Below are 25,306 nucleotides of genomic sequence, written 5' to 3'. Positions count from 1 at the left end.
CGGCCGAGTAGGTGAACGATAACGGCGATGAAAGGAGCACCTGGCGTGGACGACCCGCGGAACGATCGTGGGACCGGCCGGCCCGCACGGCCGCGGCAGCCGCGCCAGATCGACGCCCGCCACGAAGGCCCGGTCCGGCGCACGCCGTCCGACCGAGCCGGGCGCTCCTCCGCCGACCGCATCCCGCCCGACCGAGCCGGTCGCACCCCCGCCGACCGCGTGCCGGGCGACCGGGCGGGCCGCATCCCGGCCGATCGCGCGGGCCGCACCTCCGCAGGCCGCCCGCCCGTCGACCGCGCAGGCAAACCGGCGAGCAACCGCACGTCGGCGGGCCGCCCACCGGTCGGCCGGGCCGCGCGGGGACCGGCCCCTCGCGACCGGGCCGCGCCCGCCCAGATCCGCCGCCGTCCGCCGCCACCGCCGCCGCCGAGGCACTCGTCGCGCCGGGGCGCGAAAGTCGCCGTGGGGCTGGTGTCCCTGCTGGTCATGAGCCTCACCGGCTACGCCTGGGCGGCGATGCAGGGCCTGGTCAACGGCCTCACCACCACGGACGTGATCGACGGGAACCAGCCCGCCGACGGGGCCCGCGACATCCTGCTGGTCGGCATGGACAGCCGCACCGACGCGCAGGGCAACCCGCTGCCGGAGGACCTCCTCGCCCAGCTCCGCGCCGGTGTCGCGGACGGCGAGGAGAACACCGACACGCTGATCATGGTCCACATCCCCAACGACGGCAGCAAAGCCGTCGCGGTCTCGCTGCCCCGCGACTCCTACGTCAACATCCCCGGCTTCGGCAAGCACAAGATCAACTCCGCGTACGCCCGGGCGAAGGCGGCGGAACGCCGGAAACTGCAGGAAGAGGGCGAGACCGACGCCAAGTCCATCGAGGTGCAGTCCAACCAGGCCGGGGCCAAGACCCTCATCCAGACCGTCGAGCAGCTGACCGGCTCGACGATCGACAACTACGCCTCGGTCAACCTGCTCGGCTTCTCCGAGATCACCAAGGCCATCGGCGGCGTGGACGTGTGCCTGAAGGAGAACGTCAACGACCCGTACTCGGGCGCGAAGTTCACCAAGGGCCAGCATACGATTTCCGGCGTCGAGGCGCTCGAGTTCGTCCGCCAGCGGCACGGACTTCCGCGCGGCGACCTCGACCGGGTCGTGCGCCAGCAGGTCTTCATGGCCGGGATGGCGCGCAAGGTGCTGTCCGCGGGCACCCTCGCCGATCCGGGCAAGCTGAACAGCCTCACGGACGCGGTCAAGAAGTCCGTGGTGCTCAACCAGGGCTGGGACATCCTCGGGTTCGCCCAGCAGATGAAGGGGCTCACCGGCGGGCAGTTGGAGTTCCGCACCATCCCGGTGGTCAACATGGACTACAGCACCCCGGACGACGGGCAGGCCATCCAGGTGGACCCCGGCCAGATCCGCGAGTTCGTGCAGGGCCTGACCGCCGCCCCGGCCCAGTCCGCCCCGCCCGCCGAGACCGGCCCGGCGAAGTCGGCGACCACTGTGGACGTCCGAAACGGAACCGGCCGCGAAGGCCTCGCGTCCACGGTCCTGCAGAGCCTGACCGGCAAGGGCTTCACCGGTGGCCAGACGTCGAACACCACATCGCGCAAGTCGACCGTGGTCCGGTACCCGGCGGGCGGCCAGGAGGCGGCCCAGCAGGTCGCCGACGCGCTCGGCTCGGGCGCGACGATCGAGCAGGACCCGACGGTGACCAAGGGTCACGTCGTCGTGCTCGTCGGCAGCGACTACTCGACGTCCCCGTCGCGCGTCGTCCAGCAGGCAGCCGCCGCGCCGCCCGCGACCACTCAGAACCCGGCGCCGGGCGGCGACGAGCCGATCACCGCCAACGGCATCACCTGCGTCAACTGACCACACCGTCCAGCCCACCCCGGGTTAGCCCGATCGGCCTAATAACGGTGGTCAACGGAAACGGACTGGGCAAAGTCGCGTAAGGAACGCGCACTCAGCGACTTACATACCCGTGAACACCGCTGGAGTTCGACCGGACGTGCCAGAGCAGGGGTGCGGCGCGACGCAAGGTCAGGGCAGGGGACGGGGAGTGCGCATCGACAATGACCTCTACCAGCGAATCCTGGGGGAGGAACTCCGCAAGCTGCGCCGGCGACGAGGCTGGACGCGCAAGGAGCTGAACCAGCACCTGCAGAGCGACATCTCGCTGCAGACGCTGGCGACCTACGAACTGGGCACGCGGCAGTGCTCGGTGGTGCGGCTCGTCGAGCTGTGCCTCGCGATGGACGAGCTGCCGCAGGACCTGCTGGCCCGCGTGCACCGCCGCGTCTTCGCCGACGAGCCGGGCAAGGTGCGCCTGGACCTGACGCGGATCGTCGCCGATGAGCGGCCCGAGCTGCTGCCGCTGCGCCGGTGGGCGGAGGGCAGACTGCGCCAGCCGGGCGCCCCGCGCGAGGTGCGCCTCGACCGGGCGGCCATGTCGTGGATGGCCCAGCTGTGCAACCTCACCGCACCCGAACTGCTGGACCGCCTGCGCGCGATCTCCGGCGTAGAGGACGACTGACGTTCCCTGCCGGCGTGCGACCCAACCCGGATCGCACGCCGGCAGGACAAAACCGCGCCAGCCGGCGCCGCGCACGAGGTACGCCGCGACCGGGCAGCCACAGCGTGGATGGCCCAGCCGCGCAACCTCACCGCACCCGAACTGCTGGACCGCCTGCGTGCGATCTCTGGCATAGAGGACGACTGACGTTCCCTGCCGGAGCGCGACCCAACCCGGATCGCACTCCGGCAGGACAAAACCGCGCCAGCCGGCGCCGCGCACGAGGTACGCCTCGACCGGGCAGCCACAGCGTGGATGGCCCAGCCGCGCAACCTCACCGCACCCGAACTGCTGGACCGCCTGCGCGCGATCTCCGGCGTAGAGGACGACTGACGTTCCCTGCCGGAGCGCGACCCAACCCGGATCGCACTCCGGCAGGACAAACTGCGCCAGCCGGCGCCGCGCACGAGGTCCGCCGCGACCGGGCAGCCACGGCGTGGATGGCCCAGCCGCGCAACCTCGCCGCACTGACCGGACGTTCCCGGCCGGGGCGCGACCCCATCCGGACCGCACTCCGGCAAGGCGTCACGCGAGTCAGCCGCGGCCGACCAGCTCGAAGTCGGACGGCCGCAGCTTGCGCGTGTTCAGCCAGTACCGCCAGGTGAAGCCGGGCCAGATCGTCCGGTTCACGCCCTTCGCGTCGAGGTACCAGCTCTTGCAGCCGCCCTGCGTCCACACGCCCTTGGCCAGCTTCTGCTGGATCTCGGCGTTGAACCGCTCCTGCACCTCGGCCCGCGGCTCCAGCGCACCGGCGCCGGTCTGCTCGACCAGCCGGATCGCTTCGGCGACGTAGCGGATCTGCGACTCGATCATGAACACGACCGAGTTGTGCCCCAGTCCCGTGTTCGGCCCGAGCAGGAAGAACACGTTCGGGAACCCGTTGACCGTGATGCCGAGGTGGGTCCGCATCCCCTCGGTCGCCCACTCCTTGTTGAGCTTGCGACCCTCGACCCCGATGATGTCCAGGTTGTCGAACGCGTCCGTGACGTGGAAACCGGTGCCGAAGATGATCGCGTCGACCTCGCGCTCCACGCCTGCCGTGTCGATCACGGCGGTCTGGGTGACCTCGGCGACGCCGTTCGTGATCACGTCGACGTTGTCCCGGTTCAGCGCCGGGTAGTAGTCGTTGGAGATCAGCACGCGCTTGCAGCCCATCACATAGTCCGGCGTCAGCTTCGCGCGCAGCGCCGGGTCGTCGATGTGCTTGTCGATGTTGGACTTCGCGAGCTTCTGCGCGACCTTCATCAGGCCCTGGTGGCCGTTGAAGCCGATCGCGCGGGCCTCCAGCATCCAGTACAGGAGGTTGCGGTAGGCGCGCTGCGTGCCGGGGATCTTCGCGAACACCGACTTGGCCCACTCCGGCATCGCGTGGTCCGGCTTCGGCATCACCCACGCAGGCGTGCGCTGGAAGACGTGCAATTGCTCGACCTCGGGCGCGATGGCCGGGATGAACTGGATCGCGCTGGCGCCGGTGCCCACGACCGCGACACGCTTGCCGCGCAGGTCGTAGTCGTGGTCCCACTGCGCCGAGTGGAAGGTCTTGCCCTGGAACCGCTCGATGCCCTTGAGGTCGGGGATCTGCGGCAGGTGCAGCGCGCCGACGCCGTTGACCAGGAACCGGCCGCTGAAGGTGTCGCCGTTCTTGGTGGTGACGTGCCAGCGGTGCTCGTCCGGATCCCACCGGGCGCCGGTCATCTCCTGGCCGAACCGGGTGCGCTCGTACAGGTCGTACTTGCGCGCGACGCCGCGCAGGTAGTCCCAGATCTCCGGCTGGGGCGAGAACGAACGGCTCCAGTTCGGGTTCTGCTCGAAGGAGAACGAGTACATGTGCGACTGGATGTCGCAGGCGCAGCCCGGGTAGGTGTTGTCGCGCCAGGTGCCGCCGACATCGTCCGCCTTCTCCAGGATGACGAAGTCCTCGCGCCCCTCCTTGCGCAGCTGGATCGCCATGCCCAGGCCGGAGAACCCGGTGCCGACGATGATCACGCCCGTTCGCGTGTGCTCTGCCATGTACCTTCCTCCACACTGAGCATTAGGTGTTACCGCGAGTCCATCTTACTCGGAGTAGGTTACCTCCGGTAGAGTCGGTTTCATGACCGGGCCGACCCGCCGCAAACGCATGCCACGAGCCCAGCGCGAGCAGCAGATGCTCGAGGTCGCGGAAGCGGTGTTCGCCGAGCGCGGGTTCGCCGCGGCGTCGATGGACGAGATCGCCGAGCGGGTGGGCGTGTCCAAGCCGATGCTCTACGAGTACTTCAACTCGAAGGAGGGCCTGCTGCTGGCGTGCGTCGCGCAAGCCAGGGCCGAACTGCGCGAGGTGACCGAACGCGCGGTGGCCGGCCAGACGGACGCGCGCGAGGCGTTGCGCAGCGGATTGCGGGCGTTCTTCGTGTTCGCGCGCGAGCGCCGGCAGGGCTGGTCGCTGTTGCGTCACGAGCTCGCCCTGATCGGGACGTCGGCCTCGGACGCGCTGGAGGACACCCGGCGCCAGCAGACGGACCTCATCGCCAAACTGATGGCGCAGTACTTCGACGCAGGCGAGGCGGGGCACCTCCTGCTGGAGGCGACGGCCGAGCTCGTCGTCGGGGCGTGCGAGCGGCTCGCCATCTGGTGCGAGCAGCACGACGAGGTGACACCCGATTTGGCGACCGACCTCGCGATGGAGGTCTTGTGGACCGGACTGGGCCTTCGCACTCAGTGATCACGCGTATCCGCAGGTGGTTGCTCCATCCGGTCGTCACGCATCGCACAGTTTCGCCCAGAACTTGTCACGCAGAGTTCTGTTGATGTATCGATAGAAGCTGACAGAGCGTTAGGCAAATGGCGGCAGAAGCACGCCCGATCGGATGAACGCGATCGGCGTCATGAAGAGGCTTCGGATTGCTCCCTCAAAGTGGAGTTGCAGCCGAGAGCGGCAGGGGTGTTGAGACTCATGGCGGTACCGATCACGGCGATCTACGTGCCGGAGGACGACGACTGGGCGGTCACCGTGACCGGCCAGGGCAGGAGCCTGACCGCGCGGGCGCCGGGCATCATCGCGGCGCGGGACCGGGTCGACCAGTTCGTCGAGGAGCTGGGCGCGGAGGCGAAGGGGGCCACCGTCGTCCACCTGCTGAACGGCAGCGCGCTGGAGTTCACGGCCGCGTACATGACCGCGCGGCTGTCGCGGCCCGAGCCGGCGCCGATCGAGGTTCCGGAGCCGGCCGCGGCCGCGGAGGCGTCGACGGCGGAGGAGGCACCGGCTGAAGTACCAGAGCAGCCGGCGCCCAAGCCGGACAAGAAGCCGAAGGCGAAGCTGACGGCGAACATCGGGGATGCGCTGACGGCCGCGAAGCCGGCGGCGCCGCAGCCGGCGGCCACCTCGTCGATCAAGGTGACCGCGGCCGCGAGCACGCCGGCCGCGCGGGCCTGAGCCCTCAGCGGAAGAGCTTGCGCACCAGCAGTGCGGCGACGAGCACGCCGACCCCGATCAGCGGGAACTTGACTTTGGGGTCGTCGAACTTCGTGCGCAGGGTCGTCTTGGCGTTGTCGGCCAGCCGCTTGGGGCTGGCCTTCTCGCCCAGCTGATCCAACGTCGACGCAAGCGCTTCGCGGGCCTTCACGATCTCCCGCTCGATGGTGTCCGGGTCGCGAGCCACAGGTCCTCCTCACCTTCGCAGGGCACAACCGTAGATCACGCCCCGCGACGGGCGGCACCGGCCACGCCGTACGAGGCCCGGGCGCTAGGCTGGTGGCGTCGGGGCCCGTAGCCCAATTGGCAGAGGCACATGGTTTAGGTCCATGCCAGTGAGAGTTCGAGTCTCTCCGGGCCCACACAATCCCTACCTACACGCGCGCTCCTGCCATCAGCGTTACGGAACGCTGAGTGCCACGCCGCCACGATCCCAGGCCGCGCCGACAGCTGGTGATCGCGATCCGCGCCCGGCATGGCTGGTGCATCTATCGCCGCGGTCGCCGTGCTCAACTCGCTCTATGTGCTCGGCTCGGGCTTCTACGCCTACGAGGAATACCAGGACACTCTCGACCGCCTGCGCTCGTCCCTCGGCAGCTGAGGTCTGTTCTCCAAAGTTCGCCGACAGCGCCCGCCGGACGTCAGGCGCTGTCGCGGCGCTCGATCACCGTGTCCAGTGCCGTTCGTGCGCCCTGCAACCGGGCGATCGCGGCGTCGATGCGAGACCGTTCCGCGCGGAGCCGCTCCAGCACCCCGTCGCAGGCGGGGGTCGGCGGTTCGCCCCGGACGCAGGTGCCGATCTCGGCTATCCCGGCCGTCGTCAGCCCGGCCGCGAGCAGTTCGCGGATGCGGCGCACCGCCGTCACGTCCTCCTCGGCGTAGTCGCGGTATCCGTTCGGCGTCCGCTCGGGCCGGAGCAACCCCTGCTTCTCGTAGTACCGCAGCAGCTGCTCGTCCACCCCGGTTCGCCGCGCGAGTTCACCGATGCGCATCCGTCCGCCTCCGCGACTTGACCTTGTAACTGATTTCAAGGATTAGCTTCGACGCCGGACACGTCAAGGTGACGAGAGGAACGGCAGTGACAGAGGTTTTGGTGGCCGGGGCGACCGGCATGCTGGGCGGGGCGATCGTGGACAGCCTGCTGGAGCGGGACGTCCGCGTCCGGGCGCTGGTCCGGCCCTCCAGCAAGCGCGAGGTGGTCGACGCGCTCGCGGACAAGGGCGTGGTGATCGCGGAAGGCTCGCTCACCGACGGGCCGGAACGCCTCGCCCGGCTGCTCGAAGGCGCCGACGTGGCGATTTCCGCGCTGCAGGGCGGGGAAGACGTCGTGGTCGACGGGCAGACGACCCTGCTGCGTGCCGCCGAGAAGGCCGGGGTGCCGCGGCTGATCCCGTCGGACTTCGCCGTCGACCTGTTCCGCCTCGACGACGGCGACAACGTCTTCCTCGACCACCGGCGCCGGGCTCACGAGGCGTTCGACGGCACCCACGTGCAGGTGACCTCGGTCCTGAACGGCGCGTTCACCGAGGTGATGACCGCGCCGTTCCTGGAGATCGTCGACTGGGACAACGACACGTTCGCCTACTGGGGCGACGGCGACCAGCCCTGCGACTTCACCACGGTGGCGGACACCGCGGCCTACACCGCCGAAGTGGCGCTCGATCCGGCCGTCGCCGGGCGGCCGGTTCGCGTGGCCGGGGACGTGCTGACGATGAAGGAGTTCCACGAGGCGTTGCAGCGCGGCTCGGGCAGGCGTCTCGAACTCCGCGTGCGCGGCGACGTCTCCGAACTCGAAGCCGAGATCCGGCGGCGCCGCGCCGTCGCCACCGGTCCCGCCGACTTCGTCGCCCTGCAGTACGTCTGGGCGATGGTCACCGGGAAAGCCAAGCTCGAGCCGCTCGACAACGACCGCTACCCCGCTGTCCGGCCGACCGGTGTGGCGGAGTTCGCCCGGCGCTTCGCACGCTGACCGCCGTCACGGGGCGACCAGCGGCTCCGCCGCATAGGCGCGGTGCAGCAGCTCCACAAAGGACTCCGGCGTGTCCAGCTCCACGTCGTCGATCCGGCGCACCGCCACGCCGGGTGTCCAGGAGTTCATGACCACCGCCCCGCGCATCGCGGGCAGATCGGCCGCGGTCAGGACCTGCGATCGCTGCGGCACGCCCAACCGGTCGAGTTGCCGCCGCAGGATCCCCATCGTGATGCCGCGCAGGACCGCCGCGTCCGGCCAGACCACCGAGGCTCCGTCCCAGAACGCCAGGTTCCAGATGGACGCCTCGGTGAGCCGGCCGTGGCGGTCGACGAACGCGGCGTCGTCGAAGCCGCGCGCCACCGCCTGTCGCGGGTAGTACGTCTTGGCCACCTCGCCGACGTGCTTGAACGCGGGCAGAACCCGCTCGTACTCGAACGTCGCAAGGCTCAGCGGGCCGGCCGGGCCGTCGGTGGCCGGCCCGGTGCGAACCAGCAGTTCGGGCGAGACGTCCGCTGCCGAGAACTCCGGCGAGTACACGGTGGCGGTCAGCGAGACGTCCGCCGGACCCTCCCGCAACGCGGCCCGCAGGTGCGCGAGCACCACGTCGTCCGGCAGGGCGCGGTCGAACAGCTCGGCCGACGCGGCACGCAGCCGGTCCAGGTGCAGGTCGAGACCGCGGATCCGGCCGCCGCGCACCTGCATCGCCGTGAAGTGGGCGTACCCGGCGAAGGCGAGCGGGGCCAGATCCCCGGTGGTGGCCGGACGGCCGTTGCGGTGGACGACGAAAACGCTCATGCCGCCGAACCTAGAGCCTCACACCGGTGTGAGGCTCCAGCGGTGATGAGCTGGATCACCCGGTCAGCGGTCGCCCCAGGGGCCGGTGATCGCGAAGACGTGGCCAGGGCTCTGGATGCAGGCGAACAGGATCCGCCCGTCCTGGCTGAACACCGGCCCGGTGAACTCGCTGTCGTTGAGGTCGTTGCGCGCCAGCGGGTACGACTTGCCGTCCCGCGTGACGCCGACAAGGTGGCTCAGGCCCTCCCCGTCCTCGGCGAGGATCAGGCCGCCGTGCGGGGACACGGTGATGTTGTCCGGCCCGTCGTAGTCCGTGTCGGCCTCCGGGTCGGGGTTCACGCCGTAGATCGTCTTCAGCTCGATCGTTTCGGCGCGCGGGTCGTAGAACCACACCTGGCCGTCGTGCTCGTTGACGCTGCCGTCGCTGATCCGGGCGTAGCTGGCGACGAAGTACGCCCCACCGTCGCCCCAGTAGGCGCCCTCCAGCTTGCGGCTGTGGGTCACCTGGCCCGGCTCGAACTGCTTGCGCACCGACACGGTGCGTGCGTCGCGGTCGGGCACGTCGACCCAGCGGACCTTGTAGCGGGTGCCCGGCGTGGTCGCCTCGGACAGGTCGTCGATGTGCCTGCTGCCCTTGAACGCGCTCATCGCCTGCAACGTGCCCGCCGTGTCACCGCCCGCGGACAGCGCCAGCGCCCGCAGCGCGCCCTTGCCGCCGCGGAAACCCTTCGGCGGCACCCAGCGGAAGTACAGGCCGTTCGGGCCGCTCGCGTCCTCGGTCAGGTAGATCTCGCTGGTCTTCGGGTCGACGGCGACGGCCTCGTGCGAGTAGCGGCCGAGGAACTTCAGCGGGACCGGCTCGAGGTTCGCGTCGCGGTCGAACGCGTCCACCTCGAACACGTAACCGTGGTCCTTCTGGTACACGCCACCGGCGCGCTGCTCGGTCTCCTCGCAGGTCAGCCACGTGCCCCACGGGGTCTCGCCGCCCGCGCAGTTGTTGTGCGTGCCGGCCAGGCTGACGTACTCGCTCTTCCGGTTGCCCTCCCGGTCCACCACGATGGTCGTCGTGCCGCCACCTGCGCCCGGGTCGTAGGTGAGGCCCGCCAGCGCGGGCGTGCGGTGCGGCTCGCTGCCGCCGATCTCGTGGTTGTTGATCAGCACGAAGTCCCGGCCGCTGCGGAAGCACGCCATGCCGTCGGGGTCGCTCGGGGTGAACTCGCCGGTCTCCAGCTTCGTCACGCCGGACTGCGCGATCACCTTGTACCGGAAGCCCTTCGGCAGCGCGAGCAGGCCGGCGGGGTCGTCGACGAGCGGGCCGTAGCCGGTGGCGCGGGCGACCTGCGCGGCCGCGGCGGGCGCCGCGATCGCGTCGACGCTGCCCGCGACGATGACGCCCAGACCGCTCGCCGCGCCGGTGCGCAGCAGATCACGCCGGGAAAGTGGAGCCATGACGACCTCCTGTGGTGGGAACCGTGCGAAGGGATCAAAACCGCCGATTCCGACCCGGGCGGGGACCGCAGACGACGCGCAGGCGAACGGCCGGCGAACGGTTCAGGCGAGCCGCTCGTGCGGGTAGCGGTCACGGATGCGGGCCTGGAAGTAGCGGCCCTTGCTCTCCGCGGCCAGCAACGCGCGGAAGATAGCGCTTTCCACGCCGACGTACCGGTAAATCCCGTGGTGCAGGAATTCCACCTCCAGAATGCGGCGCGCCGCGTCGTACCCGACCGAAGCGAGCACACTGGAGGAAACGGGGCGGCGGCGCACTAGGGTCGTCCGGTTTCGAGCAGGTTCTTCAGCCTGCGCAGATCCTTGCGATTCGCGCGTTCCACCGCCGCGGCCATCATCCGGCTGCCCACCTTCGCGAATCCGCTCGGCTCGCCACGGTTGCGCAGCACCATGCGGGTGCTGTGCGCGTCCAGGGATTCCCAGCTGTAGGTGGTTTCCATGGGGAACGGGCCCTGCGCCGTGCGCATCACGAGCCGTTCGCCGGGCACGAGTTCGATCACCTCGTACGTGTACCGCAGGGTCCGGCCGAGAAAACGCGCCACGAATCCGAGCCGGGTGCCCTCGCGCAGCGGTGGGCGGGTCTCCCATTCGACGTCCAGGATGTTGGCGTACCACTCGGGCGCGTTCGACGGGTCGCCCGCGTAGGACGCCACCTTTTCCCTGGGCAGCGCGACCACGATTTCGGTGCGGACGTCGACTGGCACGAATTCGAGGGTAGTTCAGCCTGCCCGGTTTTCGAACCGTATACTTTTTGCAACCGTTGCAAGAAGGAGGTCGACGATGACCGACTGGACCGCCGTGCACGAGAAGGCCGTGGCGGCCTTCGCCGAGGGCTGGGCGCGGCCGCACCCGCAGGCGTGGGACGCGTTGCTGGCCGAAGACGTCGAGCTCAACCAGCCGATGGTGCCGCCGACGCGGGGCAGGCAGGGGTGGGGGCGGGAGGCCGAGCGGCTGCTGGGGTTCCTGCCGGACCTGCGGGGCGAGGTGCTGTCGTGGGCGGGCCGGGAGGACCGGCTGTTCATCGAGCTGCGGCTGAGCGGAACCCTGCGCGGCAAGCCGCTCGCCTTCCGGGCCGTGGACGAGCTGTGGCTGACCGCCGACGGCCGCGTGACGCGCCGGGACTCCTTCTTCGACTCGATGCCGGTCGCGATGGCCGTCGCGGGACGGCCCGGCGCGTGGCCGGCGTGGTGGCGGTCCGGCCTGGGCCCCCTCATCGGACGACGCCGCTTGCGGCGATGATCTCCCGCTCGCCAACGCCAGCGCTGTCGGGTGATGGCCAGCGCTGATGGATGCGGCGGTGGCCGCCCACTCACCAGCCGCCCGCGAGTGCGGCGACGCTCGGCAACTGGAGCACCCGGGCCACCATCACGCCGCAACCCGCCACCCCACGCAGGATCCGCCGCGGAGCGGCGGCACCCGGCGGCCGGAGCGCCCCGGGCCACGCACCGGTCGCCCACAGGTGCGGCGAGGCTCAGCAGCCGTGGCAACCCCGGGCCACCATCACGCCGCAACCGCCGCCCACACACGAGCCACCGCCACGCGGCGGCAACCGGCGGCCGGAGCGCCCCGGGCCACGCACCGGGCCGCCCACAGGTGCGGCGACGCACAGCAGCCGCAGCACCGGGGACCCCACCACGCCGCAACCGCCACCCACACACGAGCCACCGCCACGCGGCGGCACCCAGTGGCCGAAGCACCCCGACCACTCACCAACCGCCCGCCGATGCGGCGACGCACAGCAGCCGCAGCACCGGGGACCCCACCACGCCGCAACCGCCACCCACACACCAGCCACCGCCACGCGGCGGCACCCAGTGGCCGAGCCACCGCGGAGCCGCAACCCGCGCCAGCCACCAGCCGCTCGCCGTGCGGCGGCCGCCCAGTGAATCCGGCATTGCGTGGTGTGGAAATGCTTCCGCGGGTGCGGCGGCACCCACCGCCGAAACACCCCGGCCACCGGGCACCACCCGGGCTCACATCCCGGCCCACCGTCACGCCGGCATCGTGAACAGCACCACCGGCGCGCTGGTCGGCTGCTCCGAGCCGCCGGCTGGTTCGATCGTCACGGCGACCGTGCGCACCCCCGTCAGGCCCGCCAGCATCAGCGGCGCACCGGTCGTCCCGGCGTGTCCCATCACCCCGGCCGGGTGCGGGCCCGCCGCGTCGATCGTCCACGCCTGGTACGTCACCTCGGCGGGCTGGTCGGGCATTCCGGTCATAATCAGCATCGCCCGGTCCTGGCTTGGCGACATCACCATCCGCGCCTCGCCCGGGATGCCCGCGTCCGCGCCGTCCAGCGTCTGCACGTCGGGCGCCGCCAGCAGCTGCGTCACTGCCGCGTACTGCGCCTGCGCGGTCTCCAGCTGCCGGTCCGCCCGCACCGCGAGGACCCCGGCCACCGCGGCGACGGCGATCGCGATCACGGCCGCCGCCGCGAGAAAGCGTGTCGTCCAGCTACGGGAACCACGTGTCGGCGCCCGGCGGCCGGGTGGCTCCTGCCGGACCTCGCGCACGTCCCGCAGCACCCGGTCCCGCAGCGTCGCGGGCGGCGTCTCGGACACCGCGGCCCCGAGCCGGGCCGTCGTCGCGCGCAGTTCGGCCACCTCGCGCTCGCAGTCCGCGCACCCGGCGAGGTGCTCCTCGAACCGGCGCCGCTCCAGCTCGTCGAGTGCGTCCAGGGCGTACGCGCCGGTCAGCATGTGGACGTCCGGGTTCACCGCGTCACCCCCAGGCAGTCGCGCAGGCGGATCAGGCCGTCCCGCATCCTCGTCTTGACCGTCCCGAGTGGACTCTGCAGCAGGTCCGCGACCTCCGGGTAGGTGTGGCCGCCGTAGTAGGCCAGCATGATCGACTCGCGTTGCAGCTCGGTCAGCCCGTTCAGGCAGCGGCGCACCTGCTCCCGCTCCAGCCGGGCGGTGACCGCCTCCATCACCTCGTCGAACTCCCGCCCCGGCGCCATCGCACCGGCCCGCTGCTCGCGGTCGGTGCGCGCCTGCGCCGACCGCACCCGGTCGACCGCGCGGCGGTGCGCCAAGGTCAGCGACCAGTTCAGCACGCTGCCCTGCCCGCGGTCGTACCGCGCCGCGGTGCGCCACAGTTCGACCAGGACCTCCTGCGCGACCTCCTCGGACTGGGCCACGTCGCGCACCACCCGCCGCACCACACCGAACACCGGGCCGGCCACGACGTCGTAGAGCTGCTCGAACGCCGCCTCGCTCCCCCGCGCGACCTGAGCCATCAGGTCCTCGGGCGAGGGGCCCGCCTGCCCCGGCGCGGCCGGGCGCATCGCCCGGACCGGATCGTCCATCCCGTCATCCTCCCTCACACCGACGCCCTGTGTTCGGCGCCGAAACGGGACCGGATGGGCCGGATCACTGGTTGGATTCGGGGATGAGCTTCTACGTGCGCGCCCGCTTCGACGTCCACGACCACCACGGGTTCGAGGAGGTCGCCCGCGCGCTGCGCGACCAGGCCGCGAGCGAGCCGGGCACGCTGACCTACCGCTGGTTCTCCGGTGAGCCGGGCAGCTACGTCGTCATCGAGGAGTACACCGACGTGGACGCCGCCTTCGCGCACAACGACCGCGGAGCGGCCCTGCTCGAGCGCGGCGGCGAGTGCGCGGACATGGTGGAAGCGGAGATCTACGGCGACATCAACGACGAGCTGTGGGACTGGGTGGCGGCGAACCCGGTGTTCACCGCCTACCCCGAGGTCTTCGCTCAGCCGGACTGACGCGCCAGCCGCAGCCGCCGGTGCGCGGCCATCCGCACCGGCGCGTTGGCGGCCCCGTAGCCGCGGTAGCCGCCGATGCGCTGGACCACCTCGAAGAACACCCGCGAACCCAGAACCTCGGTGTAGAAGTGCAGGAACTCACCGTGCTCGTCGCGGTCGTAGAGCACCGAGTACTCGCGCAGGGCGGCGAGCAGGTCCGGCGGCGGGGCCAGCCGGGCGTCCAGGTCGTCGTAGTAGTTGGCCGGGATCTCCAGCAACGGCGCGCCGGCCGCGTGCATCGCCTTGGCCGTGGCCAGCACGTCGTCGCTGGTGAAGGCGATGTGCTGCGGGTCGGGCACGCCGGGCGCCCACTCGCCGCGGCGCAGCAGCGCCACGTTCAGCGCGATCCGCACCGTGTTGGCCGGGTTGGTGACCGCCCGGCTGCGGATCAGGCCGAACGGCGCGGCGAACTCGGTCGGCATCTCCGGGTGCAGCCCGAGCACCGTGCGGTAGAACAACGCGGCCTCGTCGAAGTTGTCGAACGGCTGGCTCAACGACACGTGGTCGGTGCCCAGCAACCCGGCGCCCGCGGCGGATGAACCGGTCGGCGTGAAGTCCGACAGCCAGCCGTCTCGGCAGAAGAACACCGCCGTGCCGTCCGGGGCGGCCACCGCGGACAGGTCCGCCTCCCCCGCTCGGTGCTCGCGGGGCAGCACCGGCGCGTGGAACGACTCCGCCCGCTCCGCCGAGCGCGCCGGGTCCGCGCTCTCCACCGCCAGCGCGCTGATCTCGGTGGGCCCGCCGGTCGCGTTGAGCAGCACCCGCGCCTCGCCCTGGGCCCACAGCTGCACGGGCTTCGACCGGTGCTGCCCGGTGTGCGCGAAGCCCATCGCGGTCAGCGCCGCGGCCAGCTGCGGGCCGGTGGTCTCGTCCACGGCCACCTCGGTGAACGCGTGCCCGGTCAGTTCCGGCGCGGCGATCGCCGGTTCCCCGAGCGACTCCTCCAGCCCGAGCAGCGACCGCATCGCGTCGACCGCCGCGCGACGGGGATCGGCCTGCCGGAACACGTCGTTGAAGACCTCCAGCGACAGCGGCCCGGAGTAGCCGGTGGCGAGCACGTGCCCGACGAACGCGGTCAGATCGAAGGCGCCCTGCCCGGGGAACAGCCGGTGGTGCCTGCTCCACTGCAGGACGTCCATGTGCAGCCGGGGCGCGTCGGCCAGCTGCAGGAAGAAGATCTTCTCGCCCGGGATCGTCCGGATCAGCGCGAGGTCGCTGCCGCGGGAGAGCACGTGGAAGCTGTCCAGGCACAGGCCGACCGCCGGGTGGTCGGCGCGCCGCACGATCCGCCACGAGTGGTCGTAGGTGTCGACGAACCGGCCCCACGCCAGCGCCTCGTACGCAACGCGCATACCGCGCTGAGCAGCTCGTACACCGAGTGTATGCAATTGTTCGGCGGCGAGATCGTCGTCGTCGACGGCGTCCGGCGACACCGAGGAGCACACCAGCATCGTGTCGGCGCCGAGCTGCTCCATCACGTCGAACTTCCGCTCGGCGCGGCGCAGGTTCGCCTCGAACACCGGCGGCGGCACCGCCTCGAAGTCCCGGAACGGCTGGTACAGGTCCACCGACAGCCCGAGGTCGTCGCAGCGGCGCCGGACCTCGGCCGGCGACAGCGGCGAGACGACCAGATCGTTCTCGAAGATCTCGACGCCGTCGAAGCCGGCGGCCGCCGCCGCGGTCAGCTTGTCTTCGAGCGTGCCGGACAGGCACACGGTCGCGATCCCTCGCCTCATGGCCGGGGCTCCTCTCGCACGGGCCGGTGTTGGTCGAACCAGTCGGTGAGTCCTACGGTGCGCATATGCCGACCGAAAGCGCCGAACGCCTGCGCGACGCCGAGCGCACCCGCGCCGAGATCCTCGACGTGGCGACCCGCGAGTTCGCCGACCAGGGCTACGCCGGGGCGCGGGTCAACGAGATCGCCGCGAAGACCCGCACCACCAAGCGGATGCTCTACTACTACTTCGGCAGCAAGGAAGGCCTCTACATCGCGGTGCTCGAACGCGCCTACTCCGGCATCCGCGCCCGCGAGCAGGAACTCGACGTCGACCACCTCGACCCGGTCGAGGCGCTGCGACAGCTCGCCGAGCTGACCTTCGACCACCACGAGTCGCACCCGGACTTCATCCGGCTGGTGAGCATCGAGAACATCCACAACGCCGAGCACATCGGCCGTTCCGAGGTGCTCTCGACGCTCGCCAACCCCGCGCTGGACGTGCTGACCCGCATCCTGGAACGCGGCCGGGCCGCCGGCGCGTTCCGGGAGGACGTCGACGCGCTGGACGTGCACATGATGATCAGCGCGTTCTGCATCTTCCGCACCGCCAACCGGCACACGTTCAACGCCATCTTCAAGCGCGACATGCTCGACCCCGGCCGGCGCGAGCACTACCGCAAGATGCTCGGCGACCTGCTGGTCGAGTACCTGACCGCGCACTGAGCGTTTCGTCCCCTTCTCCGGGTTGACAAGCCTCGTCCGGCTAACTCACCATCTGGTACGTAACCAGACGGTACATTAACCCGGTCCGCAACGGAGCGACAGGAGCGTGGACGTGGTCGAGCACGGAAAGCCCCGCAAGGCAGCGGTGGCCGCCTGGGTCGGAAGCGCGTTGGAGTACTACGACTTCTTCATCTACGGCACGGCCGCCGCACTCGTCTTCGGCAAGATCTTCTTCCCCAGCTCGGACCCGGCGGCAGGCACGCTGCTGGCGCTGGCCACGTTCGGGGTCGGCTACGTCGCCCGTCCGATCGGCGCGTTCATCCTGGGCCACATCGGCGACCGGTTCGGCCGCAAGAAGGTCCTGGTCTTCACCGTGCTGCTGATGGGCGCCTCGACGTTCCTGGTCGGCTGCCTGCCGACGTACGAGCAGGTCGGCGTGCTCGCCCCGGTGCTGCTGGTGGTCCTGCGCCTGCTGCAGGGGCTGTCCGCGGCCGGTGAGCAGGCCGGGGCGAACTCGATGTCGCTCGAACACGCGCCGGAGAACCGCCGCTCGTACTACACGAGCTGGACGCTGTCCGGCACGCAGGCGGGGCAGATCCTGGCGACCGCGGTGTTCCTGCCGGTCGCCGCGATGCCGACGGCCGCGCTGCAGAGCTGGGGCTGGCGGTTGCCGTTCTGGGCCAGCGCGCTGGTCGTCGTCGCCGCGTTCGTCATCCGGCGCAAGCTGGACGAGACGCCGGTCTTCGAGCGCGAGGTGGCCGGCAAGGGGCAGGCTAAGCTGCCGGTCGCGGTGCTGTTCCGCGACCACTGGGCCGACGTCCTGCGGGTCGTGTTCGCGGCCGTGATCGCCGCGGTCAGCACCATCTTCACCGTCTACGCGCTGTCCTACGCGGTCAACTCCGCCGGCCTGGAGCGCACCCCGATGCTGTGGGTCGGCGTGCTCGCCAACGTCGTCGCGCTCGGCGCGATCCCGCTGTGGGCGATGCTGGCCGACAAGGTCGGGCGCAAACCGGTGTTCATCGGCGGGTCGCTGGGCTGCGGGGTGCTGATCTTCGCCTACCTCGGCGCGATCGCTTCGGGCAACTACGTGCTCGTGTTCGTCGTGGGCATCCTGATGTTCGGCGTCGTCTACAGCGCGACGAACGCGGTGTGGCCGGCGTTCTACGGCGAGATGTTCCCGGCGCGGGTGCGGCTGTCCGGCATGGCGATCGGCACGCAGATCGGGTTCGCGATCGCCGGGTTCACGCCGACGATCGCCGCCGCCATCGCCGGCGACAAGAGCGCGAACTGGGTGGGCGTCGCGATCTTCACCGCTGGCCTGTGCCTGGTGAACGTGATCGCGGTGCTGACCGGCCGGGACAACTACCGGGTCCCGACCGCCGACCTGGGCCGCAAGGACGCCGACGGCGGACGGGTACCGGTGGCCTCCCCGGGCGGGGCCCCCGCCTAGCGGGTGCGGGCGGCGTCGGCGGAGCGGCTCGGGAAGCCTGCGCGGTGCGGGCCGCCTCCGTCGACCGGCAGGACCGCGCCCGACACCCACCGGGCGCGGTCGCTGGCCAGGAACAACGCGGCGTACGCGATGTCCCACCCGGTGCCCTCCGTCTGCAGCGCCACGCCCTTCGCCCGCAGCTCCCGCATCTCCTCGGGCAGGTCGCGCGCCGCCATCGAGGACCAGATCGCGCCGACCCGCACGCAGTTGACCCGGATCCCCCGCGGTCCGAGCGTCGAGGCGGCGCCCTGCGTGAAGTGCTCCACACCGGCCTTGCCGATGCCGTACACCGTGCCGGGCCCGGCCGCGGTGACCGCCGCGGACGAGATGTTCACGACCGCCCCGCCGCCGGTCATCGCTTCCGCCGCGTGGCGCGTCATCATCCAGGCGGTCTTGAGGTTGAGCGCGATCAGCTCGTCCCACCGTTCCGGCGTGACGTCGAAGACCCCGGCGCGATCTCCCGAGGCGGCGCTGTTGACCAGCGCGTCCACGCCGCCGAACTCCTCGGCGGTGGCGGCGACGGCGTGCTCGCAGTCCTCGTCCCGGGTCAGGTCGGCCTGGATGAAGATCGCCTCGCCGCCGTCGGCCTCGATGTCGGCCACTGTCCGCTTGCCCGCGGCCGGGTCGCGGTCCAGCACCGCGACGCGGGCGCCCTGCGCGGCGAACAGTCGGCTCACCGCGTAGCCGACGCCGCCCGCCGAACCGGACAGCCCGCCGCCGCTGACGATCGCGCGGCGGCCGGCCATCCACAGTGGACCCGCCGCGGCCAGTGGGTCACCGGTCATCGTCGTCTCCCGGGTACGTCAGGTCGATCACCTGCTCGGGCACGCCGAGCGACTGGTGCAGGATGCCGCGCATGATCGGCTCCGGCGCCAGGCAGTCCGCGCACGCGGCCGGATCGGCCACCGAGATCCGCACCGCCACCCGGCCGCCCTCCTCGGCGACGTCGAGGGCGTAGCCGTCCGCGGCGAGCGTCGTGCGCATCGCCGCCAGGCCGGTCTGGTCGATCATGTCGTTCCCTCCACCGCCACCGCGTTCCCGGACCATTCGCCGAACACTCGCACCACCATCGACATCGCCGCGTTGCGGGAACCCGCCACGACCACCGGGACGTGCCGCGGCGACGGCAGGAACCGCTGGAACTCGTCGTCGCCGTCAGTGGACTCGGACGCGCCCCGCACGTGCTTCTCACCCGCGCTCTTGCCGGCACGCCGCAGATCCCGACCGGTGCGTCCGACGTGTTCGATCATCCACGCCTGCACGTCCTGTTTGGACATCCCGTTCTTGGCGAGCAGCTGGGCGTGTTCCGGCCCGAGCACCAGCCCGTAGGAGGCCTCGCGGAAGATCAGCGCGCCGGTGCGGGACATCGTGTCGGCCAGGTCCCACAGCACCTGCTCGTGGTCCTGCGTGTGCCGGTTGTCGACGTACTCGACGGTGCGCAGCAGCATCGCGGTGACCGCGCTGACCCCGTCCCCGAGCCCGGCCGACACCGACAGCGGCTCCCACGGGCTTTCCTCCTCGTTCTCGCCGAAGCAGATCTGCCACCGGCCCGGCAGCCCCTGGGTCGCCTGTTCGAGGACGTGCGGGTGGATGCCGAAGGCGTTGCGCACCATCAGGCCGATCGCGCGCGGCACTGTCGCGTTCGGACGGAAGCCGGGCCCGAACACGCCGCCGGTGCTGTTGAACCCGAGCTCCTGGCGCACCGGCCCGTTGACGACGAGCATCGGCGACGGGCCGCTGGTGCTCTGCCAGCCGCCGCCGCGGGCGGCGCGGTCCAGCATCAGCGCGTCCCACGCGGCCAGCACGACCGGGAAGTACTCGGGACGGCACCCGGCCATCGCCGCGCTGATCGCGGCCTGCTCGACGGTGCACTCGCGGTCCAGCTGCTCGACGCGGCCGATCACCTCCTCCGGAGCGCGGCTCGTGCGCGCCAGGAACTCATCGACCAATGGGCGCGACGCGGGCACCACCGGGAGCCCGTCGGTCCAGCCCTGCTCGTAGCAGTACTCGATCGCCTCCTGGGCGACGACGGGATCGGGCGCGGTCACGACGCCACCGAGGTCAGGATCGCGACGACGTCGTCGAGCGCCTCCTCGGCGCGCTTGCGGACCTCGTCCGGCCCGAGCACCGCCACCGGGTGCGGCGTGACGACGTAGCGGTAACCGGTCGCGTCACGCATCCCGGCCATCGCGTCGGCCGTCACGATGAACGCGTCGCTGCAGATCACCGCCGCCGGGATGCCGTGGCGTTCGAACGCGATCCCGTCCGCGACCGCGGAAGCGCTGCACGAGCCGCAGTCGCCGACGCCGGTGATCACCGCGTCGCAGGTCCGGGCCAGCTCCGCCAGCTGCTCCTCGGGGATCGGCATGGCGAACGCGGTTTTGGTGCGGGCGACCACCCCGGCCGCGCCGTGCCGCTCGACGAGCAGCCTGCCCAGTTCGGCGAGGAACGGCGCCGCGTTCTTCTTGGTGTTCTCCAGCAGCCCGATCGTCGCGCCGGCCAGCTTGAGCCGGTTCGGCGTGAGCACCGCGGCGCCCTGTGCGACGGCGCGCCGTCCGCCCGTCGGATCGAGTATGGCCTCAACCATCGGTGCGACTCCTTGTCTTCCGTGGGGCGGTGACCCCGCTTGCCGGTTCCGCGGCCGTGATCGGTAATGGCCTGACGCGTCACCGGAAGAAGGGACCTCCGCCTTGCCAGCCGATCTCTGCGGCAGCGCCGTGATCAACGCCCGCATCGACCGCCTCCCCGGCTGGGGACTGCCGAAGGCCGCGTTCGCGATCCTCGGCATCGCGTACTTCGTCGACATCTATGACGTTTCGATCGTGGGCTACTCGCTGCCCGTGCTGAAAGAGCACTTCCACCTGACGGCAACCCAGGTGACGGTCATGCTGACCGGAAATCTCGTGGCCACCGCGCTCGGCGCGATCCTGTTCGGGTTCCTCGGCGACATCCTGGGCAGGCAACGGTCGTTCTTCCTCGGCCTCGGCGCGTTGACCGTCACCGCGCTGCTGACCGCGATCGCCTGGGACACCCCGTCGCTGCTGGTGTTCCGCGTGCTGTCGGGGTTCGCCACCGGCGGCGGGATCGCGGTGGTGACCGCGCTGGTGCAGGAGTTCTCCCCGGCCGCGCGGCGCGGGAAGTACCTCGCCTACAACGTGTTCTGGTCCGGAGTGGCCGCGGTGGCCGCCGCGTTCCTGTCGACCGCGCTGGTGCCGGTGGCGAACGTCGGGTGGCGGATCCTGTTCGGCGTCGGGGCGGTCGCGCTGGTGCTGATGTTCTTCACCCGGGAGCCGATCATCCCGGAGTCGCCGCGCTGGCTGGCCACCCGCGGGCGGCTGGACGAGGCCGACCGCATCACGACCGCGCTGGAGCGCCGGGTGGCGGCGGCCGGGCACGCGCTGCCCGCGGTCCCGGACGTGCCGCCGGAGACCGAGGGCGAGAAGTTCCCGCTGCGCCTGTTGTTCCGCCCGCCCTACCTGCAGCGACTGCTGGTGGTGATCGGGTTCTGGTTCGGGGTGCAGTGGTCGGTGCGGGCGACGATCACGTTCCAGCCGACGATCCTCACCGAGTTCGGGCTGTCCCTGTCGAGCGGGACGATGCTGCTGGCGATCGGGACGCTGGCCGGGGTCGCGACCTACTGCGTCATGCCGTTCGTGATCGACCGGGTGGAGCGCAAGAAGCTGATCGTGCTGGGCCTGGCTCTGGCGACGCTGAGCCCGCTGCTGGTCACGGTCACCTCCGGCCACCCAGCCGCGGTGGTGCTCGGGTCGGTGCTGACGCAGGTCGCGGGGCCGATCCTGTTCGTGCCCGGCTTCTCCTACGCGGCGGAGGTGTTCCCGACGCACGCCCGCGCGAGCGGTGGTTCGCTGGCCGGCGGGCTGGGCCAGACCGGCGGGGTGCTGCAGTCGGTCGTGCTGGTGGCGGTCGCCGCGGCGGGCCCGCACGTGTCGATGCTGGTGCTCGCCGCCGGGTACGTGTTCGCCGCGCTGATCATCTTCTACCTGGCCATCCCGACGACGGGCCGTTCCCTGACGGCGATCAGCGCCGGGCGGGACTCGGCGGAGCGGGTGCGGGCATGATCGGGGCGTGCGCCTGGAGACCGACCGGCTGATCCTGCGGCCCCTCACGCCCGCCGACGCGGACCTCGTGGCCGACCTGAACAGCGACCCCGAGGTCATGCGTTACCTGGGCGACGCCGCCGCCGGGGACGTGGCCGGGCGGGAGGGGTACTTCGCGGCGGTCGAGAAGGCGAGCGGCGAGTTCACCGGCTGGTTCGAGTTCCGCCCGCTCGGCGGCGGCGAGGTGGAACTCGGCTACCGGTTGCGGCGGCGGTTCTGGGGCCGCGGCTACGCGACCGAGGGCGCGCGGGCGCTGATCGCCCGGGGGTTCGCCGAGGGCGGGGTCGAGCGGGTCGTGGCGTTCACCATGGCCGTGAACACCGGGTCGCGGCGGGTGATGGAGAAGTCCGGTTTGCGGTACGTGCGCACGTTCCACGACGACTGGCCGGACCCGCTTCCGGGGGCCGAACACGGTGACGTCGAGTACGCTCTGGCCAAGGACGATTGGATACGACAGCACGGACTGCCATGACGACCGATCGCAATGTTCTGGGCGGCGAACTCGAGCCCTGCGGCACCGATCCGATGACGGGTTTCTACCGGGACGGGTGCTGCACCACCGGTGACGACGACCTCGGCAGTCACACGGTGTGCACCGTGGTGACCAAGGAGTTCCTGGAGTACCAGCGCGGGGTCGGCAACGACCTGTCCACGCCGCGCCCGGAGTACGGCTTCCCCGGGTTGCAGCCCGGTGACCGCTGGTGCGTGGTGGCCGCGCGGTGGCTGCAGGCGTTCGAGGCGGGGGTGGCCGCGCCGGTGGTGCTGGCGTCCACGCACGAGCGGGCGCTGGACGTCGTGCCGTTGGAGGCGCTGCAGCGGCACGCGGTGGACGTGCCGGCGGACCCTAGTTCGCTGACCTGACGGAACGCCGCACGAGCAGGGCGGTCAGGGCGATCGACCCGAGCACGGCAGGCACCTCCAGCAGGAGGGAGTGCCGGTCGGCGAAGTCCGGTTCGATGAGGTCGCTGGTCAGGATCGGCACCGCGGTCCCGACGGGCACGCGGTCGCCGGGGTCGGTGCGGATGGTGAGGGTGCCGCTGCCGCAGGCGAGCGTGTGCACGAAGCCGTAGTGGTGGTAGCGGGCGCCGGTCTCGATCATGACGCGGTCGGTGACCGTGCACGTCTCGGCCTGGCCGAAGGCGCGGAGGGCGAGCCCGCGGCCGGCGACGGTCAGCGCGGCGAAGAGGAGTGCCGCGCTGATCAGGCCGGCGACGAGGGCCCACCACCGGCCGCTCGCTCGGCGGGCGGTGCCGAGCGCGAAGGCTGCGCCGCCGGCGAGTGCGAGCGCGATCGCGGCGAGGGTGCTGTGTGGTGGGAGGACGAAGAGGGCGGCCCCGAGGACGATCGCGGCGAGCCCGGCGGGCGCGACGTGGCGGCCGGTGCGGATGCCCAGCCTGTCCGTGATGTCGAGGACCATCGGCTGACTCTAGCCACATGTGGCGCGAAATCGGAGACCACATAAAGTGACCGCGTGCGTGGCGAGGGCTACTACGACCTGCTCGGGGTGGACCGGCGTGCCTCGACGTCGGAGATCAAGTCCGCGTACCGGCAGCGGGCGCGCTCCGCGCACCCGGACGCCGGTGGTTCGCCCGACGAGTTCCAGGCGTTGCGGCAGGCCTACGAGGTGCTGGTGGACCCGTTGCAGCGCGCGGCGTACGACCGGGCGCTGGATCGTGCGGCCGCGACCTCGTCGCCGGTGCGGGCGCGGCGGCCGGGGCGGAAGCTGGGTGAGGACCCGAGTTTCACGGCCGAGTTGCCGGTGCTGGACCCGGATGCGCTGGAGTGGTGGGACGCGGCTCGGGAGAAGGCGCGGACCGGGGACCGGGCGGCGCCTGGGCACGCTCCGGCGGCGTTGTTGCTGGCGTGGTTGCTGCTGGTGGTGCTGCCGATCATGGCGGGCGCGCTGGCTGTCGCGGTGTGGCTGGTGCTGGCGTCGGCGGTGGCGATCTGGTTGGTGCGGCAGCACCGGGAGATGGCGCGGGCCGAGCGCGCGGTGGATGACGAGTTCGGTGGCACGGTCGTGTTCGGCGCGCCCGGTTCGGAGCCGGACCAGTGGGGCGAGCGGTTGACGGCGGAGCTGCTGGAGCGGTACCTGACCCGGTTGCCGGGGGCGCGGATCTTCCATGGGCTGGCGTGGCCGGGTTCGGTGTTCGCCGACATCGATCATGCTGTGCTCGCGGGGCGGCGGCTGGTGTTGATCGAGTCGAAGACGTGGTTGCCCGGGCACTACGCGGCTGACGAGTACGGGGAGCTGTGGCGGGACAACCGTCGTTTCCGCGGCGGGGCGACGCAGCTGCCGGAGGCTCTTGACGCCTTCCGCGCGTTGTTGCCGGGCGCGGAGATCCGGGGCGCGTTGATCGTGTACCCGAGCCGGACGGGCGAGATCACCACCGACGAGGACTTCGACGTGCCCGCGCCGCCGATGACGCCGGACCAGTTCGTGCAGGTGATCGGCGACTGGCTGGCCGCCGAGCCGGCGCGCGTGGACGTGCGGCTGCTGCGCAAGGTGCGCGCACAGGTCGTCTAGGCCACGAGGTACGGCTCGAAGCAGTAGACGGCCGCGCGGTTGGGCCGCTCGGCGACGAAGGTGCCCTTGGACGGGATCGTGCGCACGAGCCCACGGTCGCGCAGGACTTTCGTCGCGTGGCGGCAGGTGCCGAGCGAGACACCGTACTGCCGGGCGAGCGTCTGTTCGGCCGGCAGCGGCGTGTTGACCGCGAGCTCCCCCGTCTCGATGCGACGGGCCAGGTCGTCGGCGACGAGGTCGTAGAGGTAGGCGGGGCCGGTGGCGGAGAGTTCTCTGTTCACCCCTCCACGGTAGCATAGAAAAGACAAAAAGTCGGCTCGGCGGGACCGTTGGTAGGCTGCGTCGCTGTGACGATGGAGGAGGCACTGGACGCCCGGCTGCGGGCGCTGGCAACGCGTGTCCGGCGGCTGCGGCGGGACCGGGACCTGAGCCAGGCCGACCTCGCGGACCGGGCCGGGGTGTCCCGCTCGGTGATCGCCGAACTCGAACGTTCGAGACTCGCGCAAGGCTCCCCACGCCCGACGCGCAACATCACGCTCGACACACTGTTCCGCCTGGCCGAGGCAATGGGAGTGCACCCGGCGGAACTGCTGGACGACCGGGACCGGTGAGCACCACCAAGAAACCGCCGGCCGGCAACGCAAGCCGGCAACGAA

At 71.3% G+C, this 25,306-nt stretch carries 31 protein-coding genes and 1 tRNA gene; 16 read left to right on the top strand and 16 right to left on the bottom strand.

Annotation, left to right across the window (positions count from 1 at the left end; translation table 11 throughout):
- Positions 1-45: 45 nt before the first annotated feature.
- A complete protein-coding gene (locus ACCP09_RS23000) occupies positions 46-1,878 on the top strand; it encodes an LCP family protein (protein ID WP_433750026.1) in 1,833 nt (610 codons plus the stop codon).
- A gap of 190 nt (positions 1,879-2,068) precedes the next feature.
- Positions 2,069-2,542 (top strand): helix-turn-helix domain-containing protein, encoded by a 474-nt coding sequence (locus ACCP09_RS22995; RefSeq protein ID WP_027934273.1) that lies wholly within the window; start codon positions 2,069-2,071, stop codon positions 2,540-2,542.
- Positions 2,543-3,115: 573 nt separating this feature from the next.
- On the opposite strand, the gene ACCP09_RS22990 is transcribed toward ACCP09_RS22995, so the two are convergent.
- Complete coding sequence (locus ACCP09_RS22990) at positions 3,116-4,591, bottom strand: flavin-containing monooxygenase (RefSeq protein ID WP_433750023.1); 1,476 nt, start codon at positions 4,589-4,591, stop codon at positions 3,116-3,118.
- 136 nt (positions 4,592-4,727) lie between these two features.
- Between ACCP09_RS22990 and ACCP09_RS22985 the strand changes: the two genes are divergently transcribed.
- Both ACCP09_RS22985 and ACCP09_RS22980 read left to right on the top strand, forming a co-directional pair.
- Positions 4,728-5,282, top strand: a complete 555-nt coding sequence (locus ACCP09_RS22985) for a TetR/AcrR family transcriptional regulator (RefSeq protein WP_037324258.1) — start codon at positions 4,728-4,730, stop codon at positions 5,280-5,282.
- 231 nt (positions 5,283-5,513) lie between these two features.
- A complete protein-coding gene (locus tag ACCP09_RS22980) occupies positions 5,514-5,993 on the top strand; it encodes a hypothetical protein (RefSeq protein ID WP_027934270.1) in 480 nt (159 codons plus the stop codon).
- A gap of 4 nt (positions 5,994-5,997) precedes the next feature.
- On the opposite strand, the gene ACCP09_RS22975 is transcribed toward ACCP09_RS22980, so the two are convergent.
- Positions 5,998-6,219 (bottom strand): DUF3618 domain-containing protein, encoded by a 222-nt coding sequence (locus ACCP09_RS22975; protein ID WP_017984592.1) that lies wholly within the window; start codon positions 6,217-6,219, stop codon positions 5,998-6,000.
- Between the two features lie 101 nt (positions 6,220-6,320).
- On the opposite strand from ACCP09_RS22975, the gene ACCP09_RS22970 reads away from it, so the two are divergent.
- Together ACCP09_RS22970 and ACCP09_RS22965 are read left to right on the top strand one after the other, a co-directional pair.
- A tRNA-Leu gene (locus tag ACCP09_RS22970) sits at positions 6,321-6,394 on the top strand.
- A 113-nt stretch (positions 6,395-6,507) separates the two neighbouring features.
- Complete coding sequence (locus tag ACCP09_RS22965; protein ID WP_433750019.1) at positions 6,508-6,633, top strand: hypothetical protein; 126 nt, start codon at positions 6,508-6,510, stop codon at positions 6,631-6,633.
- 40 nt (positions 6,634-6,673) lie between these two features.
- On the opposite strand, the gene ACCP09_RS22960 is transcribed toward ACCP09_RS22965, so the two are convergent.
- Positions 6,674-7,024 carry a MerR family transcriptional regulator gene (locus tag ACCP09_RS22960; RefSeq protein ID WP_027934269.1) on the bottom strand — a complete coding sequence of 117 codons (351 nt, stop codon included), beginning with the start codon at positions 7,022-7,024 and terminating at the stop codon, positions 6,674-6,676.
- Positions 7,025-7,110: 86 nt separating this feature from the next.
- Here ACCP09_RS22960 and ACCP09_RS22955 point away from each other — a divergent pair, with 86 nt between their 5' ends.
- Entirely contained in the window at positions 7,111-8,001 is an 891-nt protein-coding gene (locus ACCP09_RS22955; RefSeq protein ID WP_123685015.1) for an NmrA family NAD(P)-binding protein, read from the top strand.
- A gap of 6 nt (positions 8,002-8,007) precedes the next feature.
- Here ACCP09_RS22955 and ACCP09_RS22950 read toward each other — a convergent pair whose 3' ends face one another.
- The 4 genes from ACCP09_RS22950 to ACCP09_RS22935 all read right to left on the bottom strand — a co-directional run bounded on the left by ACCP09_RS22950 (position 8,008) and on the right by ACCP09_RS22935 (position 11,009).
- The gene (locus ACCP09_RS22950) at positions 8,008-8,799 is read right to left on the bottom strand and encodes an aminotransferase class IV family protein (protein WP_433750014.1); all 792 of its coding nucleotides are present in this window, start codon (positions 8,797-8,799) and stop codon (positions 8,008-8,010) included.
- A 63-nt stretch (positions 8,800-8,862) separates the two neighbouring features.
- Entirely contained in the window at positions 8,863-10,248 is a 1,386-nt protein-coding gene (locus ACCP09_RS22945) for an alkaline phosphatase PhoX (protein ID WP_433750011.1), read from the bottom strand.
- Between the two features lie 102 nt (positions 10,249-10,350).
- On the bottom strand, positions 10,351-10,536 hold the full coding sequence (locus ACCP09_RS22940) for a KTSC domain-containing protein (RefSeq protein WP_228685101.1): 186 nt from the start codon (positions 10,534-10,536) through the stop codon (positions 10,351-10,353).
- 26 nt (positions 10,537-10,562) lie between these two features.
- The gene (locus tag ACCP09_RS22935) at positions 10,563-11,009 is read right to left on the bottom strand and encodes an SRPBCC family protein (RefSeq protein WP_378365546.1); all 447 of its coding nucleotides are present in this window, start codon (positions 11,007-11,009) and stop codon (positions 10,563-10,565) included.
- Between the two features lie 76 nt (positions 11,010-11,085).
- On the opposite strand from ACCP09_RS22935, the gene ACCP09_RS22930 reads away from it, so the two are divergent.
- A complete protein-coding gene (locus ACCP09_RS22930) occupies positions 11,086-11,544 on the top strand; it encodes a nuclear transport factor 2 family protein (protein ID WP_433750006.1) in 459 nt (152 codons plus the stop codon).
- Positions 11,545-12,296: 752 nt separating this feature from the next.
- On the opposite strand, the gene ACCP09_RS22925 is transcribed toward ACCP09_RS22930, so the two are convergent.
- Both ACCP09_RS22925 and sigK read right to left on the bottom strand, forming a co-directional pair.
- Complete coding sequence (locus ACCP09_RS22925; protein ID WP_433750003.1) at positions 12,297-13,022, bottom strand: anti-sigma factor; 726 nt, start codon at positions 13,020-13,022, stop codon at positions 12,297-12,299.
- Positions 13,019-13,612 (bottom strand): ECF RNA polymerase sigma factor SigK, encoded by a 594-nt coding sequence (gene sigK / locus ACCP09_RS22920; RefSeq protein ID WP_027934261.1) that lies wholly within the window; start codon positions 13,610-13,612, stop codon positions 13,019-13,021. The genes ACCP09_RS22925 and sigK overlap by 4 nt, the downstream gene beginning before the upstream one ends.
- Before the next feature lie 83 nt (positions 13,613-13,695).
- On the opposite strand from sigK, the gene ACCP09_RS22915 reads away from it, so the two are divergent.
- Positions 13,696-14,037: a putative quinol monooxygenase gene (locus ACCP09_RS22915; protein ID WP_431909115.1), complete on the top strand. Its 342-nt coding sequence runs from the start codon at positions 13,696-13,698 to the stop codon at positions 14,035-14,037.
- On the opposite strand, the gene ACCP09_RS22910 is transcribed toward ACCP09_RS22915, so the two are convergent.
- Complete coding sequence (locus tag ACCP09_RS22910; protein ID WP_431909112.1) at positions 14,025-15,812, bottom strand: bifunctional sugar phosphate isomerase/epimerase/4-hydroxyphenylpyruvate dioxygenase family protein; 1,788 nt, start codon at positions 15,810-15,812, stop codon at positions 14,025-14,027. The genes ACCP09_RS22915 and ACCP09_RS22910 overlap by 13 nt on opposite strands.
- A gap of 65 nt (positions 15,813-15,877) precedes the next feature.
- On the opposite strand from ACCP09_RS22910, the gene ACCP09_RS22905 reads away from it, so the two are divergent.
- Positions 15,878-16,516 (top strand): TetR/AcrR family transcriptional regulator, encoded by a 639-nt coding sequence (locus ACCP09_RS22905; protein WP_020421539.1) that lies wholly within the window; start codon positions 15,878-15,880, stop codon positions 16,514-16,516.
- A 112-nt stretch (positions 16,517-16,628) separates the two neighbouring features.
- Positions 16,629-17,966 (top strand): MFS transporter, encoded by a 1,338-nt coding sequence (locus tag ACCP09_RS22900; protein WP_378336362.1) that lies wholly within the window; start codon positions 16,629-16,631, stop codon positions 17,964-17,966.
- Here ACCP09_RS22900 and ACCP09_RS22895 read toward each other — a convergent pair.
- Genes ACCP09_RS22895 through ACCP09_RS22880 form a run of 4 tightly spaced genes read right to left on the bottom strand, consistent with a single transcriptional unit; the run spans position 17,963 to position 20,592 of the window.
- Positions 17,963-18,790, bottom strand: a complete 828-nt coding sequence (locus ACCP09_RS22895; RefSeq protein WP_378336361.1) for an SDR family NAD(P)-dependent oxidoreductase — start codon at positions 18,788-18,790, stop codon at positions 17,963-17,965. The genes ACCP09_RS22900 and ACCP09_RS22895 overlap by 4 nt on opposite strands.
- Positions 18,780-19,016 carry a hypothetical protein gene (locus ACCP09_RS22890; protein ID WP_017984607.1) on the bottom strand — a complete coding sequence of 79 codons (237 nt, stop codon included), beginning with the start codon at positions 19,014-19,016 and terminating at the stop codon, positions 18,780-18,782. The genes ACCP09_RS22895 and ACCP09_RS22890 overlap by 11 nt, the downstream gene beginning before the upstream one ends.
- On the bottom strand, positions 19,013-20,053 hold the full coding sequence (locus ACCP09_RS22885; protein WP_433749995.1) for a hypothetical protein: 1,041 nt from the start codon (positions 20,051-20,053) through the stop codon (positions 19,013-19,015). Before ACCP09_RS22885 ends, ACCP09_RS22890 begins: the two co-directional genes overlap by 4 nt.
- Complete coding sequence (locus ACCP09_RS22880) at positions 20,050-20,592, bottom strand: UGSC family (seleno)protein (RefSeq protein WP_020421544.1); 543 nt, start codon at positions 20,590-20,592, stop codon at positions 20,050-20,052. Before ACCP09_RS22880 ends, ACCP09_RS22885 begins: the two co-directional genes overlap by 4 nt.
- A 103-nt stretch (positions 20,593-20,695) precedes the next feature.
- On the opposite strand from ACCP09_RS22880, the gene ACCP09_RS22875 reads away from it, so the two are divergent.
- Genes ACCP09_RS22875 through ACCP09_RS22865 form a run of 3 tightly spaced genes read left to right on the top strand, consistent with a single transcriptional unit; the run spans position 20,696 to position 22,984 of the window.
- Positions 20,696-22,084: an MFS transporter gene (locus ACCP09_RS22875; protein WP_433749992.1), complete on the top strand. Its 1,389-nt coding sequence runs from the start codon at positions 20,696-20,698 to the stop codon at positions 22,082-22,084.
- Between the two features lie 7 nt (positions 22,085-22,091).
- Positions 22,092-22,595, top strand: a complete 504-nt coding sequence (locus tag ACCP09_RS22870) for a GNAT family N-acetyltransferase (protein ID WP_433749989.1) — start codon at positions 22,092-22,094, stop codon at positions 22,593-22,595.
- A complete protein-coding gene (locus tag ACCP09_RS22865) occupies positions 22,592-22,984 on the top strand; it encodes a DUF2237 family protein (protein ID WP_017984611.1) in 393 nt (130 codons plus the stop codon). Before ACCP09_RS22870 ends, ACCP09_RS22865 begins: the two co-directional genes overlap by 4 nt.
- Here the strand turns inward: ACCP09_RS22865 and ACCP09_RS22860 are convergent.
- On the bottom strand, positions 22,968-23,540 hold the full coding sequence (locus ACCP09_RS22860; RefSeq protein ID WP_433749986.1) for a hypothetical protein: 573 nt from the start codon (positions 23,538-23,540) through the stop codon (positions 22,968-22,970). The genes ACCP09_RS22865 and ACCP09_RS22860 overlap by 17 nt on opposite strands.
- Before the next feature lie 54 nt (positions 23,541-23,594).
- Here ACCP09_RS22860 and ACCP09_RS22855 point away from each other — a divergent pair, with 54 nt between their 5' ends.
- Positions 23,595-24,650, top strand: coding sequence for a J domain-containing protein (locus ACCP09_RS22855; protein WP_027934252.1), 1,056 nt, complete (start codon positions 23,595-23,597; stop codon positions 24,648-24,650).
- On the opposite strand, the gene ACCP09_RS22850 is transcribed toward ACCP09_RS22855, so the two are convergent.
- Entirely contained in the window at positions 24,647-24,931 is a 285-nt protein-coding gene (locus tag ACCP09_RS22850; RefSeq protein ID WP_027934251.1) for a winged helix-turn-helix domain-containing protein, read from the bottom strand. The genes ACCP09_RS22855 and ACCP09_RS22850 overlap by 4 nt on opposite strands.
- A 72-nt stretch (positions 24,932-25,003) precedes the next feature.
- Here ACCP09_RS22850 and ACCP09_RS22845 point away from each other — a divergent pair, with 72 nt between their 5' ends.
- The gene (locus ACCP09_RS22845) at positions 25,004-25,261 is read left to right on the top strand and encodes a helix-turn-helix domain-containing protein (RefSeq protein ID WP_027934250.1); all 258 of its coding nucleotides are present in this window, start codon (positions 25,004-25,006) and stop codon (positions 25,259-25,261) included.
- Positions 25,262-25,306: the final 45 nt, after the last annotated feature.

The organism is Amycolatopsis sp. 3B14, assembly GCF_050958625.1.
In the GTDB taxonomy this organism is placed as follows: Bacteria; Actinomycetota; Actinomycetes; order Mycobacteriales; family Pseudonocardiaceae; genus Amycolatopsis_E; species Amycolatopsis_E thermoflava.
Note: the sequence above shows the minus strand (reverse complement) of the source record. Positions and strands in the feature narration are given on the sequence as shown.

Coding starts and splice junctions, on each gene's coding strand:
- ACCP09_RS22990 (WP_433750023.1), bottom strand. CDS start 4,591: ATGGCAGAGCACACGCGAACGGGCGTGATCATCGTCGGCACCGGGTTC.
- ACCP09_RS22985 (WP_037324258.1), top strand. CDS start 4,728: ATGCTCGAGGTCGCGGAAGCGGTGTTCGCCGAGCGCGGGTTCGCCGCG.
- ACCP09_RS22980 (WP_027934270.1), top strand. CDS start 5,514: ATGGCGGTACCGATCACGGCGATCTACGTGCCGGAGGACGACGACTGG.
- ACCP09_RS22965 (WP_433750019.1), top strand. CDS start 6,508: ATGGCTGGTGCATCTATCGCCGCGGTCGCCGTGCTCAACTCGCTCTAT.
- ACCP09_RS22960 (WP_027934269.1), bottom strand. CDS start 7,024: ATGCGCATCGGTGAACTCGCGCGGCGAACCGGGGTGGACGAGCAGCTG.
- ACCP09_RS22950 (WP_433750014.1), bottom strand. CDS start 8,799: ATGAGCGTTTTCGTCGTCCACCGCAACGGCCGTCCGGCCACCACCGGG.
- ACCP09_RS22945 (WP_433750011.1), bottom strand. CDS start 10,248: ATGGCTCCACTTTCCCGGCGTGATCTGCTGCGCACCGGCGCGGCGAGC.
- ACCP09_RS22930 (WP_433750006.1), top strand. CDS start 11,086: ATGACCGACTGGACCGCCGTGCACGAGAAGGCCGTGGCGGCCTTCGCC.
- sigK (WP_027934261.1), bottom strand. CDS start 13,612: ATGGACGATCCGGTCCGGGCGATGCGCCCGGCCGCGCCGGGGCAGGCG.
- ACCP09_RS22915 (WP_431909115.1), top strand. CDS start 13,696: ATGAGCTTCTACGTGCGCGCCCGCTTCGACGTCCACGACCACCACGGG.
- ACCP09_RS22910 (WP_431909112.1), bottom strand. CDS start 15,812: ATGAGGCGAGGGATCGCGACCGTGTGCCTGTCCGGCACGCTCGAAGAC.
- ACCP09_RS22905 (WP_020421539.1), top strand. CDS start 15,878: ATGCCGACCGAAAGCGCCGAACGCCTGCGCGACGCCGAGCGCACCCGC.
- ACCP09_RS22895 (WP_378336361.1), bottom strand. CDS start 18,790: ATGACCGGTGACCCACTGGCCGCGGCGGGTCCACTGTGGATGGCCGGC.
- ACCP09_RS22890 (WP_017984607.1), bottom strand. CDS start 19,016: ATGATCGACCAGACCGGCCTGGCGGCGATGCGCACGACGCTCGCCGCG.
- ACCP09_RS22880 (WP_020421544.1), bottom strand. CDS start 20,592: ATGGTTGAGGCCATACTCGATCCGACGGGCGGACGGCGCGCCGTCGCA.
- ACCP09_RS22865 (WP_017984611.1), top strand. CDS start 22,592: ATGACGACCGATCGCAATGTTCTGGGCGGCGAACTCGAGCCCTGCGGC.
- ACCP09_RS22860 (WP_433749986.1), bottom strand. CDS start 23,540: ATGGTCCTCGACATCACGGACAGGCTGGGCATCCGCACCGGCCGCCAC.
- ACCP09_RS22845 (WP_027934250.1), top strand. CDS start 25,004: ATGGAGGAGGCACTGGACGCCCGGCTGCGGGCGCTGGCAACGCGTGTC.